This window comes from Devosia sp. A369, assembly GCF_054489345.1.
Map to the genome: position 1 here is coordinate 1 of NZ_JBTMWV010000019.1, position 13,918 is coordinate 13,918.

The following is a 13,918-nucleotide window of genomic DNA, read 5'->3' on the forward strand; positions in this document are numbered from 1 at the left end:
GAACGCCGGGGTGTGGTTGCGGCGGGGTCGTCTCGTCATGATCTCTCCTGTTCGCGGCCATATTGGCCGCCGTCAGGCAGAAAATCCACTCATCCCCGTGTTCAGATTCCCCGAGCCAGCTCTAAGCGACAATGTCGCCCGCCCCTTCAACCTCGAAGATTTTATAGGCGCCCGCCAGAATTTCGCCGGACAGCGTGAGTGTCACCCCATCCGCAACAGTGATCTGCGCGCCTTCTTCGAAGGTGGCGCATGCGGTAAGCTCAAGGTCGGCCTCGATACGGTAATCGCCGGGGGTGAAATAGAGGGCACCGAGAGCCTGTGCCGCATCGATGGCCGCAGCATCATTGGCCACGCCATCGCCCACCGCACCGCGTTCGATCGCGCTGTAGGAAATAGACGTGGACAGCAAACCCGCAACCTTGGTCCGCGTGACATCGCCATCGTCAAGCGCAATATCATTGACCTGCCAGGCAGCGCCGTCCCAGGTCTTTCGCTTGCCATCGGTGGTGTTCCAATATTCCGCGCCAGTGATGGGCAACCCACCCGCCGCCGCATTCGCTGCGGCGTCGTCTGCGAAGGCGCCCAAGTATTTCTCGGTGAGGTCTGCCAAGGCCTGCTCTGCAGCAATGCGGTCTTCGTTGGCATCCGTCGCACTCTGGGCCGCAGCCGCTGCCGCGCCGACATCAATCAGCAACTGATACTGATCGCCATCGTTCAGACAGAACATCACCATGCCGGCCCACTCGCCGGCAGAGAGTGGGTTGCCAGCGAGGTTGACGACCTGACGTGCAGACTCCCCACCGACCGAAAGCGTCAGTGGGCCGATGTTGGGCGTCACCACCTTGGCGAAGAAGACTTCGGTGGAAGCTGGATTGACGCCGGCGTTCACCACGCCGGTTTGCGCCGTACCCGAGCCGGACAACGCGACCTTTGCGAATGTATCGGGGAAACCCCGCCCAAACACCCACGCGCCCGCCTCACGGCTGTAAAGGCCCGCAGTCGCCCCAGTGAGCACGATGCCCATATAGTCCTCATTGGGCGGCGTCACGGCGTTCAGGGCCGCGATTGTATTTCGCGCAACGGACTGTCCACCGCCGCTCTGGATCTGCTTGAGCAGCCCGCGGATTTCCGGCTTGTCCGGCCAATGAGCACCGCTGTGGATGTCACCCTTGACCTTGTTGTCGCGGAAAACGGTGTCGATATCGTACGCCATGGCTTTGCCTCAAAACAGAAAAGCCCGCTCAGACGCGGGCGTGTTGATGGTCGATGTTGTCGGGGTCAGGAGACCGTGAAGGGTCCGGTCGCAGCCGGCATGGCTTCGTCGCCGGCCGAGTTGATGGCAACGACCCAGCCATATTTCAGGCCCACCGATAGGCTGGGCACAACGCGGCTATCCGATGCGTTTGGCAGACCGTATTCGGTGGCGGTCGGCGTGCCGCCAGGGAAGGTGTTGACCGTGTTGATGTAGATCCGCGCGCCGACATAGTTCGGGCTATTCGGCGCGGTCCAGTTGAACGTGGCCTGCCCTGCCCCGCCGGTCGCTGATGTGCTCGTTGCCGGACCTGGCGGCGTCGATGTGGCGGATATCGTGACGCTGGCCGGCGACGACCCCACCCAGTCGCTGGCATTGGCCGTGGCGGTGCGGAACTGCACCTGGGCTTCATAGACATCGCCCGGCGGCAGCCCGTTGATGGTCAAATAGTCCTGACTGGCAGGCACGCCCAGTTCGTTCCAATCGGTCGATCCGACCTTACGATAGCGGACACGCTTCAGCAGGCTCGCTCGCGGCGCCGGATTGAAGGTGACATGCAGCGCACCGGTAGCCGGCGATGACAGCGTGACCCCAGTCGGATCGGGCACATCGTCCACCACGTCAATATCCGAAATGGTCGAAGGCGCAGGCTCATCCACCAGGCCGTCGAACTGCCAATCCGCTTGCTCGGTCGATTTCCCGGTGACCGTCACCGACATGCCGTCCGGCGAAAGCTGGAAATCCGCCAGCTCGTAAACCCCGCTGATGCCGAACTTGGGGCACTCCACCCGGAAGGTCCGGCTGTCCTCGTCATCGGCCGGCATCAGCAGCAAGCCATAGAGCTTGAGCGTCATAGTGATATCGTGCGGGGCCCGCATGGCCCGCATGGCCCGCAGGGTACGCTTGGCAATGGCGCAGGCCTGGGTGTGGTTCGGAATCCAGTGCGCTGCGACTGAGGACTGGTTATAGGCCTGGCCATCGCTGATGGTGACCGCAGCAGATGGATATTGCCGATAGCCAGCGGCGGGCTCGACATACTCGACCGACAGCGCGTTCTGCTGGGTTTCGCCGTCTTGGCCTTCGCCCAGCTTGATCGAATAGATGTGCTCGGCCCGGATGGTGACCTTGGGCTCCATCCACCGCCCGAGCTTGAACCCGACCTTGCCGTTCGGCTTGTCATAGAACCAGGCATCGCAGGCCACGGCGAGTTGCTTGCGAACCTCCTCGCGCGTCTGGGAGAAGAAGTAGGTTCCGCACAGCTGCCACTTCGGAATCCAGTCACCGCCCCGCGTCCGCATCAACGCATCGGCGACATCGGCCTCATAAGCGACTTCATCCCAATCCAGATCCTGACCCAGACCATCGGGACTAACGATCCAGTCGGCGATGATCAGCGCGGCGTTGGTGGTCCACCGCCGAACGTTATCGCGCGGATCGAGCACCTTGGCGGCGCGATAGACCCCCGAGATGGTTGGCTCCCGGCCAGACGAATAGACCTTGGCGAAATCCTCAGCCTTCGGGTTCTGGCAGACCATCACGGCGCCGGCGATGCCGGAAAGCTTGTGCGCAGCCGTCCACTCGGGGAAGGCCTCCGCCAAATACGGGTGCGCCGCCTGCCCTGGCGCTCCGTGAAAGCGATCAACGCGGATCATCGAGGTGCCTTCGGACTCAAACTGGTCTTCGGTCACATAGCCAAACTCATTGAGGCTGACTTCGGTCTCGTTCAGGTAGGTGCTTTCGACGCCATCAATTTCACCGGTATTGAACAGCGCGGCGACATAGCGCTTGCCTTCCTTCAGCTTCCAGAAGGCCACCGGGCCGCCGGTACGGACGCGGCCATACGACTTCGAGCGATCCTGAATGGACTGGCGCAGATTGACGATACGCGAGCCAGGGTCTTGTGCCTGGCTATTCTGCTGCGGCCGCAAGGCATTGGCCAGCATGGTGACGCCAACGCCGATGGCAAGATTGAGCAAAAACCCTGGCAGCGCCGCCATGATGGCATTGCCCACAAGGCTCATCAGCACAGCCGTGGGCGCCATCAGGCCCGCTGCGCCGCCATAGCCTATCCACCCAAGGATCGCGACCGACACCGGATCGGCATGCGCCTGCACCGGCACGGCAAAGAGCATCGTCGTGCCCAGCAGGACACTCCGCAAAACCCGCAGGATCATTGTTGCTCTACCCCCGCACTGCCCAGGCAGCGAGAACTTCTGGCCGGGCGAGGAACATCACGCCGTCCATGGATTTGACCGCCCAGCGGTCGCCGAGAAACAGGCCGGCGAACTCATGGTTGCGCACGGCCAAGATGCCGATGTCGCCGCACTGTGGCGCCTTCGTTCTGTCGAGCCCAGCGAGCGCCGCACAGCGGCCTACAGTGGCAACATGGCCATCGGCTAGGCCACCGACGCTTTCGGCCTCGGCGCGGCTGCTGTAGCGCCCCCGGAGGTGAGCCGCGCCGTCCCGCCCGGTCGCGTCAAGCACATAGTCGGCTAGGACGATGCAGCAGTCCGTCTCGCCCCAGACGAAATCAGTTGAGGCCCAGCGGCGCAGATGCCGCGCAATGATGTCAGACAAGGCCGACCCACTGCGCCGCCAATGCGATGACAATCCCGGCGATGCAGAGGCGCTTCACGAACTCATCATGTGGAAGTGGCTTTCGCTCGTTCATGTCATGCACCGAACAGCGGCTGGTCATCAAAACCGTGGGTCGGCATGAATTCCAGGCTCGGGTCGCCAGCGTGCCGGCGCCGCTGATCGGCATCGGTGTAGCGACCGTTCAGCGGCTTTGACCGCAGCGGGAACGGACCTTCGCAAATCAGCGTCACGCTGCGGTCCTGCCCGCTGTAATTATAGATCAGCCGGCGCATCTTCACGGTGCGGAACAGGATGGGCTGCCAGATCGGCGCGAACATTTCTTCCAGTCGGCCGAAATATTGGAAGTAGAGCCGGCAGGGCCGACCATCGATCGCCGCCACGCCATATTGCCGGATGACGGCCAGCAGATCCGTGCGATCGGGATCATGAACATAGGACAGCGCCGCCTCCCAGGTCGGGGCCGTGCCGTTGCTGCCGACCTTCACATCTCCCATGCGGAGCAAGGTGCAGCCGATCCAATCCTTGTCGTCGGCGCTACGGAAGACGCCATTCTCGCCCAAATAGAGCCGAAGGAAGCCTTCCGCGGTATCGAGCTCAATCATCAGTGCAGCGCCGATCACCTCGTCATTGAGGCGCTGCGCAATCTGTTCTGGAATGTTCATTCGCGGCCAGGCCCCACCCATTCCACCAGTGCCAGGCGCGGACTCGCCCGGTCGGCAGGCTCAACCCGGCTGGCGCCCTCGAGATCACCCTCAAGGGTCGCCAGGCAGGTGGCATTGAGATTAATTTCGTCGTCCGACGTCACCGGCCGGCGCAATGGCGTCTCGAAATACAGCACAGCGTTTTCGCCCTGCCCTTCAATGCCCGTCGCCTGATACGGCCAGTCGTTGATCGAGAAGATATGGCCCGAGCTGATGAAATTGCCGAGATAGTCGGCGTTGATCTGAAGCGACGTTGCGCCGGCGGCCGCAGTGCCAAGGATCGGCGCCGTCACGCCCTGCGCGTAGCCGCTGCCATCCGAGAACGTTGAACCATCGCTATGCGGGATCAGCCCTCCTTTGTATGCCGAACCCAGCTCCTGCCAGGTCGGGCGGAGCGGATCATTCATCTTGACGCGGAAAGCATTGTAACGCCCCCGGGCCTGCGCAATGACGCCGCGCCATGACCGGATTTTGTCCCGGCGAAAGGTCGCGAAGTCCAGCCGGGCTGCCCAGCGCGGCTGATTGCCGAACACCACCTGGCCGGCGCCGGTGACACCCGCCTGCCCCGCTGAACCGCGCCAATCGATCTGCCAATCAAACGACGTGGCCCAAAAATAGGCGGTATCGAGCTCAATGATCTTCCGGTCCATTACCCGTACCGCTGCTGTTGGGCCATCTGGTCGACTGCCTTGGAGACCGGCTCCACCATGCCCCTGCTGATCTGCACCGACTGGCCGACCGCTTGACTGACAATGTCGGCCTTCAGCCCATCCTCAAGCCGGATCACGACGACCGACTGACCGCCGGCCGGGGCGTTCTGGTTGGCCGGAATGACCTTCTCTCCGCGCTCAAGGATCGCCGGCACTTCGTTCGGGCGCAGCCCTGCGACACCTCCATTGTGATAGCGCGGGGCATTGGCCCAGATGGCGGGGCTGAACTGACGCCCGTGATTGTAGCCGTCGGCGCCAGCAGTGCCACCGCTGTGGAGAATGCCGGGGATGATCGACCCGCCGAACAAACCACCGCGACTACCACCGCCCCCCATACCCGCGCCGGGCTTGAACATGCTCCCGAGCATGGAAAACGCGTTATCGATGAACATGTCACCAATTCGCGAGGCAAGATCGGCAAAGGCATCGCCTGCTGACTTGGTGCCCTTGAGTATGTCTTTGAACAGCGACCCCATGGTCGACGTTAGCGCCGTCGTCGTCATCAGGGCGTTATTCTGCTGCTCCTGCATGAGCTGCAGTTGCACGGTGGATGCAGCGTACTCCGCAGACATCAAGTTGATTTGCTCAGTCACCTTCGAGGTGATTGGGATACCGGCTTGCTTGGCCTGGTTTAGCAGGTCAAATGCCGACTTCTGACGCTCCACCTCATAGGTGGATTGGCCAATCAGTTCGATTTCCAGCCGCTGCGAGGCGATGCGCTGCTGGAACTGGTCGACGTTGCCGGACCACTGATCGAACGGCTTCGCTGCCGCCTTGGCGCCCTTGGCATTGGCCTTTTCATTGGCCTCGGCTTCGGCGGCATTGATGCTGGACAGAACGCGCTCGTATTGGCTGGCGGCGCCCGTCAGCTGCCCATAGGTCTGCGCCGTCGCCATCTGCTGCTCGGCAAAGTTCTTCGCCTGCTCGCGGGACACATCGAAGCGGCTGCGAGGGTCCATATAGAGCGATTCCAGCCCCTCTGAAGCAGAGGCGAATTCCTGAGCGACACGCAGACGAATTTGGACATCGCGCGGCAAAGCGTCGAGCGACGCATTGAGTGATCGGACTTCGGCGTTGCCCTGGCGAGCGGCATCCACCAAGGCGAGAGCTTCATTGGCAATGTTCTTGATGTTCTGGTCGGCAGTCGAATTGGCGAGATGCGTGAATGCGGTATGCAGCAGGTCCAGTTCCTGGCTGCTCAGCGTGGCGTCCGCCGAGACCTGCGAAATGAGGCCGCTGACCTCTGCCAGGGAGGCGGCAACGTCATCCGGCACGCCGAAGGCCTCTGCATAGTTGGCATAGCCCTGGAATTCGCTTTGCAGCGCCAAGACCTTTTCCAGAGCCGCAACCGATCGCTCAGCGGCAACCGCCTGCTGCGCCGACAGGTCAGATGCGACCGAGGCCTCAGGCAGCTTGAGAGCCGCCGCTAGGGCGTCCCCGGCCGCATCACGAACGGCCTTGTAGCCCTCAAGGGTTTTATCCAGCCATTCGTTGTGTCGCTCCAACGCCGTTGTGGCGTCATCTGCGCTATTCATCGCGCTCATGAACCACTGCACGCCGGCCGCGCCAAAGCCGATGGCCGCAATGGTGGCCAGGTTCAGCGGATTAAGCAGACCGACGATGGCGCCGCCCAATGCCTGCACGATCTGCCGCCCACTGCCGATCTGATGGAAGATGCCGCCGACCTGCATACCCTGCTGCATGGCAAGCATCATCGGCGCCTGCCCCATCGCGGTCATCATGGCGATGTCCTGAGCCTGGAAGAGCAGGTTCGTGGTGTGGGCCTGATTGACCCCACCGCCGCCGCGCATACGGGCTGCATTGGCCCGCATAGATGCGGCAGCTGCCTCATCCGCAGCGACGGCACTGGCTCGATAGGAATGCGCCAGATTGTCATTGGCCGCTGCCGACTGAGACATCTGGGCAGCATGGCGCCGCTCCAGCGCAACCAGCGTGCTCAATGCCTGCTCGTTGGTGATGTAACCCATGTTCACGGCGTTAGCGGCCGACACGGCAGCGCGCTCGGCCTCCCGCTCCAATCGGATGCGGAGCCCATAGGACTTGTCCACCGACGAGGCCAGACCGTCGAAGGCCCGCTGCTCGGCGGACCGGCGCGCCACGGTCTGCGTGGAGATGGCGTTGCCAGCCTCCATGGCAGCCCGCGCCTTCGCCATGCGGGCCTCGTAGTTGGTGACGGCGCCCGTCGCCCGATCCGTCGCCTTGCCGGCGGCCTCCATCTTATTCTCGAACTGGTCCAAGACAGCCAGAGAGCCATCACCACGAACCACGAGGCGGGTCACAACATCGGTCATTGCGGATCGTCCTCTTGGTTCTGGCGGGCGGCGAAATAGGCATCATCGAGCAGTTCGATGATCTCGATTTCCCATGGTAGCAGGCGAAGGCCGGACAGCCTGTCGAATGCGTCCAGATCAGCCCATGAGATTGGTGTGGGGCCGTGTCCATTACCGCTGTTGCGGTTCCGGATGCGACGAAAGGCATCCCAGAGGAACCGCAGTTCCTCAGGGAAAGGCGGCAAGGCCAGTTCATCCTCCAACTCAGCAACGCGCCCTGGCGTTCTGGCTCGGCTTAACTGGCCCTGCAGATGCTCTCGGTAGGTATGGCCGCTGTCCTTATCGACGGCGGAAAGGGAGAAGTCGCGCTCCGCGTAGTCGAGCAGTTCTACTCGGAGCGCGGCGCGAAAGCCCGGTCGGACGAGACGAATTCCATTGCCTGGGTCAGCACGCTGATGCGCTTGGGATGGGACAGGAACTCGATGGCGGCTTCGGGCGTGAAGGGGAATGGCTTGCCGCCGATCTCGACTTCGGACCAACCGACGATGCGGTCAACCAGGTCAGCGATGTTCTTGGCGCGCAGTTCGTCGGGCTCGTCTTTGTCGGCGTGCCACTTTTTGCCGTTGACCTGGGCCTGCTCCATCAGGGCCGACTTGCGCAACCGCTCGCGGGCGAGACGATTGTTGAGCGCCTCGGTCCTGGGATGACCGGGCCCAGCGAATTCCCAGAACCATCCGGTCGGATTGCCGGCGGCGTCGAGCACCTGCATCTTGCCGGTATCGGAAGCCTCGAATGCGTCGAGACTGAAGGAAGGCACGGCCTTATTGGCAGTGTCGGTCATATCGGATTTCCTTTGTCGGAAGGGAGGGCGCAGGCAGCACCGACATGCCGCCTGCTGGTCGCTCGGGAGCGACGTTGGTTCGGCTGTCGGGCCGATGGATTAAGCGGCGCTCGTCTGAAAGCCGATCATGGTGTTCGGATGCGCCCCGCCCCGCTCGTCGACACCCACAAGGCAGGTGAAGGTGACGGTGCGGCCATTGTCCTGGCCAAGCTCGCTCTTGGTGGCGCTCGCCAAGGTGATATTCGGCAAATAGAAGGCGCAGAAGTCGGCGGCGCCGGTCTCGTTTTCCTCGAACACCAGATGCAGGCTCAGTTCGTCCTCATCGAGGTACTGCTGAACCCGGGCGATATCCTTCTTGAGAGCCGTCACCGAGAGGGTGATCTGCGCGCTGTTGGTGAACACTTCAGGGGTAAGCTCCGAGCCGACCACAGGCGTTCCCGAGGCGTTGAGCTGCAGCGTCATGTCGATGCTGGACACATCCAGCACGTCGACGCCGCCCAACATGATCTTGGCCTCAACCGCCGTCAGGCCGATGCTCGTGGTCTTGGTGGGGTCGGTGAAATATGGCGCACTGGCGCCGTCGAGCGCGTCCATATCCTGGCCGACGACGCCGAACGTGACAGTCGTCATGCCATTGGGCTGGAGCTGGAGCTGCATCGATCCGACGCGGCAGCCGGTGAAGATTTCCGTCCCGTCGATATCGACTTCGAATTCCTCGAATGAGAACGACCGCGGCGTCACGCCCTGCACCAGCGTCTTGGGCCGGGTGATGGTGGCGTCGGTGTCGGCGACGGCGTTGACTGTGAGGGTTTCCGCCACGGTGATCGTGGTGGCGTCGAGGTCGGTGATGCGCAGATTGCGGTTGGTGTTGCCGGCCGTCGCGTGGTCGGCCAGCCGGATGATTTCGCCGACCCGCAGCCCCGAAGTGATGGGCGAGCCCGACGCAAAGACGATGGCATTGGCCGTAGTGGTGATTGAGGTGAAGTCGGCGGCAGCAAGGGCCAGCGCCGCGGCGAACGTCCCGCGAAACACCGCCTCGATCAGGTCGTCAAAGGTGCCGACCGAAAGGTCAGCCGCATAGCTGCCGGTGACCGAGCGAGAGCCGTGCCGGCCGCGCGTCGTCATGCCGTCCGACCGCAGCTCATTGGAGTTGATCGGCTCCTTGGCGAGATTGAGCCCACCAGAGTTGATGCGGAAGATCTCGGCATCAGACGCCGCCGGCATAACGCCGAAAGCCGACTCCGCCTTATAGGCAACACGGATATTGCGCCCCGACTGATAAGCCATGGCCTGTTCCTTTCGATGATGGCCCGATCGGGCGGATGTGTGTGGGGCTAACCCTGGTGGAAATATTGGAAGGGCACCGCCATGGTGACCCGGAACCAATTGCCGGCGTTCACGCCCGCAATCTCGCTTTGCGCCGCCGCGTCACCGCCCTCATCAACGCGAGGAACCCATGTGCGCAGATAGCAGCCGTCAGCCTCGTAGAGCTTCTTGCTGCGGAACAGTTCGCCGATGGTCTCGGCATATTGGGTGGCAAGCGCCTCGCCGGTTCCGTCAGGGACAAAGACGTGGACGAAGATCATGCCATTGGTCTGGCTCAACTGGTCGCCCGGTACGCCGACGCCCCGGATCGTCTGGCCCGGCATCGTCGCCATTTCCAGATACACCCAGGGCTGCAACTGCGGGAACGACGAACCGGGAACCACGGCCTTGGGCGGCCATGGCTCAGCCGGCGTTTCGTTCTGGTAGGCAATGCGCGTTGTCGTCCAGCCAGCTTCAAGGGCGGCCCGAACTGCGGCCTTGGCGGCGCCATAGCTGCCCATGCTCAGTGCTCGCCAATCGTCTCTTGAATGGCCTGCCTGACAACCGGCGTCAGCACGCAGCCTGGGCCGTTCAGCGTCAGCCGAAGGGTCGCCAAGAGGCTCTCCCAATCTTCACGACTGATGCGCGCCTCCTCGCGACCATCCGGGTATTGTGAGCCATAGGAGATGCACATACTCGCTTCGACGCGGGCCCGAAGTCCAATGTCAGCCATGAAATTTTCCTTTGTAGGTCATCGCCTTCAGCGCTCCCTGATTTCGAGGGCCGGGTAGCGATATTCGCTATTGTTCCCGCCCTGCTTGCTGGTCAGAACCGAACCGCCCATCAGCCCTCGATAAGTGAAGAAGATGCGCGCCTGATTGCCGAACCGCTGCTGCAGAGTGAATTCCGCCTGCTCGTAAATATGATCGCTGCCGGGCACGCGCATCACCATCTTGCCCAGCTCGATTTTCCGCGAATATGGCATCGAGTTGGAGATGATGATGTCGCCCTGCCCGTCCCAGTCGGCCAGATTTCGGGCTTCTACGCTGTTGACGAACAGCCGATGGTTCATGCGATAGGCACCCGACAGAACCGGCGACAGATCGAACAGCGTATCGAGCGCCGCCTGCACCACCTCATCGAGGCGAGGATAGACATAGATGATCGTCCCATCGGCCCGGACCTGCTCTTCTCGCGCGCCTCGAACGCCGTCGACAGTGCGAATGAACCGGCTCGGTCGTGGATCGTCCTTCATGACCTTGGCATGCTCGCGCTTGCCCAGCGCCGCCAGTTGCTTCTGCGTTTCCTCGCGTGTCGCCTGCGCAGCCAAGACGAACAGCCGTTGATTTGCGCCGGCCATCAGGTGAGCCTCACCCGCAAATTCCACCGCACCAGCGTCGTGCCAATATGGATGGGCTCGGCGGCCATGACCTTGCCGAGCTTGATGCCGGCGCTGATGACGAAATCGTCGTTCTCGCGGGGCTGAAACGTCGACAGCGACGATGGAGAGAGGATCACTTCCCGGTCCTGCTGAGTGATCAGTCCAACCAGTTGCTCGGCCTTGTAGCCACGGACGAAACCGACTGCCGCCTGCTCGGTTGCCCCGCGCTTGAACGCAATGGCCTGACCATGCGCCGACAATTGCCGGTCCAGCATGGCAATGGCTTCTGCTGGGCTCATAGCTTGGGCACCCAGAGACCCGCCAAGAGACGGTCGGCCGTGGTGCGGATGATCGCGCCCGCTTGATCTGAGACGGTATAGGTCTTGGTGCCAATGCCCTCGACTTCCTCGGAGCGCAGGAACAGGCTTTCGGTGCCCAGCGCCTTCATGTGCTGCACCGACAGGATAACGGCCTGCCGCGCCCGCTCAGGGACAGCGGCAACCCATTTCGTCGGGTCTGCCGCATCGCGCGCGCCGTACCCAGCCCAATACCGTATGCGGATATCGCTACGGCGGCCACGGACGGCGGGCAGGTTCTCGAAATACAGCGGCTCGGGGAATGCCCATGTCTGCTCGTCGCCGTTCGGGTCGACGTAGGCGACGGAATCAATCTCCAGCTCAGGGCCGACCGGAAAGCAAAAGTCATCCCGGCGCGGCCATGCGCGCATCGACCATTCCAGCAGCTGCGGGCCGAGGCACTGACCTAGCCATCCGGTATAGCCGTCGATGGTCTCGGTCACCGCCTCGATCATAGCGGCCACAGCAGCATCGTCAGCAGCATGATCGCCCGCAATATCGGAGGGCAGCACGAATGGCGCCGGCGGGGTGATCACGCGGATGGACATGTACTATTCCCCTGCGACGGCGGCAGTGGCCGCGCTCGTGGCCGATGCGGAGCCCTTCCAGTTCGAAGCCTTCACCGTGACAGTGATCGCCGCGCCAAGCTCGCCCTCGGTCAGCAGATAAGTGCTTGCCGTCGCGCCACCGATTGCCACCCCATCAGCCAGCCACTGATAGGCAAAGGTGTCCGGGGCCTCGCGACCAGTCCACGTGCCATTGCTGGCCGTGAGAGTTTCGCCGACCGTTGCTGTCCCGATGATTGCCGGCACGACGGTATTCGCTGGCGCAACCGGAGCGCCGCCCTCGGCACCGACAAAGCCGGCATAGCTGCGCTTGTGACTTGCCTTGCTGCGCATGGTTCAGCCCCTCTTGGACTTGTTGGCGACGGCGGGCTCGGCCTTGTTTGCCGTCTTCGCTTCGACCTTCTTCAGAACACCGCCGGTGACGAGGTGGGCAACGTCGGCGAGCACCGCCTCGCGGGTGTCGCCCTCGTCATAGAGCCGGTCGCCCTCATGGCGGCGCAGCACGTTGAAAGTGACTTTCTCTGCCATGACGGCCTCCTTCGGTTCATAGAAAAGGCGGAGCCGAGGCCCCGCCTTTCGTGATCAACCGAACGACTACGAAACGCGGCCGAAATCGCCGTAGATGAACGCTTCCGGGCGATAGACGGCCAGGGCGAGGCGTTCTTCGGCGAGGACGGTGACGAGGTTCTTGATGAAGTCGTCTTCGTTCTCGGTGGCGACTTCCACGCGCGCCTGCCAGCGGTCGAACACCTGGGCGCCGAGCTTGAATGCGCCGGTCAGGAACTTGTCGACTGCGATCGCCTGCGTGGTCACCACCGGCAGGCCCCAAAGGGTCGGCGAGATGGTGCCCTGCGGATTGCCGATGATGTAATTGCCGCCGGCATCCTTGAGGGTTTCGATCCATGCCCAATCGATCGGGTTCATGACGTGGCCGGTCGCCGGATATTCCGCCAGCACCGCCTGCAGCATGGCCAAGCGCATCAGATCGATGCTGGTAGGGCTGGTCAGGGTGATCGGCGCGGAGAAGGCGGTCGCCTGCGGGATGATGCCGAGCAGGTTCTGGCCAGTGCCATCGCCGTTGAGCAGCTGCCCTTCTTCCTTGAACGCCAGGCCGTAGAGCAGGCGCTGATCGATGATCGAGCGCAGCTGGGAGATATCGCTCAGCACCTGGCGCGAGGCCTTCATCCAGTGCGCGATGACCTTGGCCGAGGTCGTCTTCAGGTCCAGCTTGATATCGGACGAAGGCTTGGCAGCGCCTTCCGCGACCATACCGGCATTGTTGGTGAAGCCGGTTTCAGCCACGTATTCGAGCGTGCTGCCGTCCATCTGGCCGGGCGAGATGAGGTCACGCACGACCATGCGGCGCTGGGGCATTGCCTGAATGCCCGGCAGGCGGGTATTCTGGATGGCATCGCCCACCGAGCCGGCGGCGTCGGTCGTCAGGGAGGTCAGAGTGGCCTTGGCCTGGAAGTCGATACGACCGCGCGGATTGGCCTGAGCGAGGAAGGCTTTGACGGTCTCGTCCTCGGCGAACTGCTCGCCGAACGACTTGGACCGCTCGTCACCGCCACCAGCACCTTCAGCAACGCGCTGCTCCAGCTGCGAAAGCTGCTCGTTCAGCCCGTTCATCTTGATCAGGGCTTCGTCCGCCTGCTCCTTGATGGCGGTGCTGATCTCGCCGGACTTCTTGGCATCGGCCAGGGCCGTTTCGGCGATTTCCTTGACCTTGTCCAAGGACTTGTTGAACTCGCCCTTGATCTCGGAGGCCAGCGCCGCGACCGACGCCGGCATGTCATCCGGCTTGTCGAATACGACCCGAGGGGCGCCGAAGTAGTTCATTGCGGGCATGGCAAAAAGCCCGCCGGCCGCTGCGGCCAACAGAATGGTCTTCTTCATGATGATGTTCTCGTGTTGTTG

Annotated in this window: 17 protein-coding genes; all 17 read right to left on the reverse strand. The window is 62.7% G+C overall.

Translation table 11 applies throughout. The features are described from left to right. Nucleotides 1-121: 121 nt before the first annotated feature. Nucleotides 122-1,213: a hypothetical protein gene (locus ACX3OZ_RS17100; RefSeq protein ID WP_459105018.1), complete on the reverse strand. Its 1,092-nt coding sequence runs from the start codon at nt 1,211-1,213 to the stop codon at nt 122-124. A gap of 65 nt (nt 1,214-1,278) precedes the next feature. Next, nucleotides 1,279-3,426 carry a phage tail protein gene (locus ACX3OZ_RS17105; protein ID WP_459105019.1) on the reverse strand — a complete coding sequence of 716 codons (2,148 nt, stop codon included), beginning with the start codon at nt 3,424-3,426 and terminating at the stop codon, nt 1,279-1,281. Between the two features lie 7 nt (nt 3,427-3,433). Next, nucleotides 3,434-3,829 carry a DUF6950 family protein gene (locus tag ACX3OZ_RS17110; RefSeq protein WP_459105020.1) on the reverse strand — a complete coding sequence of 132 codons (396 nt, stop codon included), beginning with the start codon at nt 3,827-3,829 and terminating at the stop codon, nt 3,434-3,436. A gap of 95 nt (nt 3,830-3,924) precedes the next feature. Continuing rightward, nucleotides 3,925-4,512, reverse strand: a complete 588-nt coding sequence (locus ACX3OZ_RS17115) for a hypothetical protein (RefSeq protein ID WP_459105021.1) — start codon at nt 4,510-4,512, stop codon at nt 3,925-3,927. Further along, the gene (locus ACX3OZ_RS17120; RefSeq protein WP_459105022.1) at nt 4,509-5,201 is read right to left on the reverse strand and encodes a hypothetical protein; all 693 of its coding nucleotides are present in this window, start codon (nt 5,199-5,201) and stop codon (nt 4,509-4,511) included. The genes ACX3OZ_RS17115 and ACX3OZ_RS17120 overlap by 4 nt, the downstream gene beginning before the upstream one ends. Next, nucleotides 5,201-7,573 carry a phage tail length tape measure family protein gene (locus ACX3OZ_RS17125; RefSeq protein ID WP_459105023.1) on the reverse strand — a complete coding sequence of 791 codons (2,373 nt, stop codon included), beginning with the start codon at nt 7,571-7,573 and terminating at the stop codon, nt 5,201-5,203. Before ACX3OZ_RS17125 ends, ACX3OZ_RS17120 begins: the two co-directional genes overlap by 1 nt. Then, a complete protein-coding gene (locus tag ACX3OZ_RS17130; protein ID WP_459105024.1) occupies nt 7,570-7,815 on the reverse strand; it encodes a phage tail assembly chaperone in 246 nt (81 codons plus the stop codon). Before ACX3OZ_RS17130 ends, ACX3OZ_RS17125 begins: the two co-directional genes overlap by 4 nt. A 125-nt stretch (nt 7,816-7,940) precedes the next feature. Beyond that, nucleotides 7,941-8,393, reverse strand: coding sequence for a hypothetical protein (locus tag ACX3OZ_RS17135; RefSeq protein WP_459105025.1), 453 nt, complete (start codon nt 8,391-8,393; stop codon nt 7,941-7,943). Nucleotides 8,394-8,492: 99 nt separating this feature from the next. Further along, nucleotides 8,493-9,680 carry a phage tail tube protein gene (locus tag ACX3OZ_RS17140; RefSeq protein WP_459105026.1) on the reverse strand — a complete coding sequence of 396 codons (1,188 nt, stop codon included), beginning with the start codon at nt 9,678-9,680 and terminating at the stop codon, nt 8,493-8,495. 47 nt (nt 9,681-9,727) lie between these two features. Next, nucleotides 9,728-10,219 carry a phage tail terminator-like protein gene (locus ACX3OZ_RS17145; RefSeq protein WP_459105027.1) on the reverse strand — a complete coding sequence of 164 codons (492 nt, stop codon included), beginning with the start codon at nt 10,217-10,219 and terminating at the stop codon, nt 9,728-9,730. A 2-nt stretch (nt 10,220-10,221) separates the two neighbouring features. Then, nucleotides 10,222-10,431 carry a hypothetical protein gene (locus tag ACX3OZ_RS17150; protein WP_459105028.1) on the reverse strand — a complete coding sequence of 70 codons (210 nt, stop codon included), beginning with the start codon at nt 10,429-10,431 and terminating at the stop codon, nt 10,222-10,224. A gap of 27 nt (nt 10,432-10,458) precedes the next feature. Next, the gene (locus ACX3OZ_RS17155; protein WP_459105029.1) at nt 10,459-11,058 is read right to left on the reverse strand and encodes a hypothetical protein; all 600 of its coding nucleotides are present in this window, start codon (nt 11,056-11,058) and stop codon (nt 10,459-10,461) included. Beyond that, nucleotides 11,058-11,378 (reverse strand): CBS domain-containing protein, encoded by a 321-nt coding sequence (locus ACX3OZ_RS17160; protein WP_459105030.1) that lies wholly within the window; start codon nt 11,376-11,378, stop codon nt 11,058-11,060. Before ACX3OZ_RS17160 ends, ACX3OZ_RS17155 begins: the two co-directional genes overlap by 1 nt. After that, nucleotides 11,375-11,983, reverse strand: coding sequence for a hypothetical protein (locus ACX3OZ_RS17165; protein WP_459105031.1), 609 nt, complete (start codon nt 11,981-11,983; stop codon nt 11,375-11,377). The genes ACX3OZ_RS17160 and ACX3OZ_RS17165 overlap by 4 nt, the downstream gene beginning before the upstream one ends. Nucleotides 11,984-11,986: 3 nt before the next feature. Then, a complete protein-coding gene (locus ACX3OZ_RS17170; RefSeq protein WP_459105032.1) occupies nt 11,987-12,334 on the reverse strand; it encodes a hypothetical protein in 348 nt (115 codons plus the stop codon). A gap of 3 nt (nt 12,335-12,337) precedes the next feature. Next, complete coding sequence (locus tag ACX3OZ_RS17175) at nt 12,338-12,529, reverse strand: hypothetical protein (protein ID WP_459105033.1); 192 nt, start codon at nt 12,527-12,529, stop codon at nt 12,338-12,340. 66 nt (nt 12,530-12,595) lie between these two features. Further along, a complete protein-coding gene (locus ACX3OZ_RS17180; protein ID WP_459105080.1) occupies nt 12,596-13,840 on the reverse strand; it encodes a phage major capsid protein in 1,245 nt (414 codons plus the stop codon). Nucleotides 13,841-13,918: the final 78 nt, after the last annotated feature.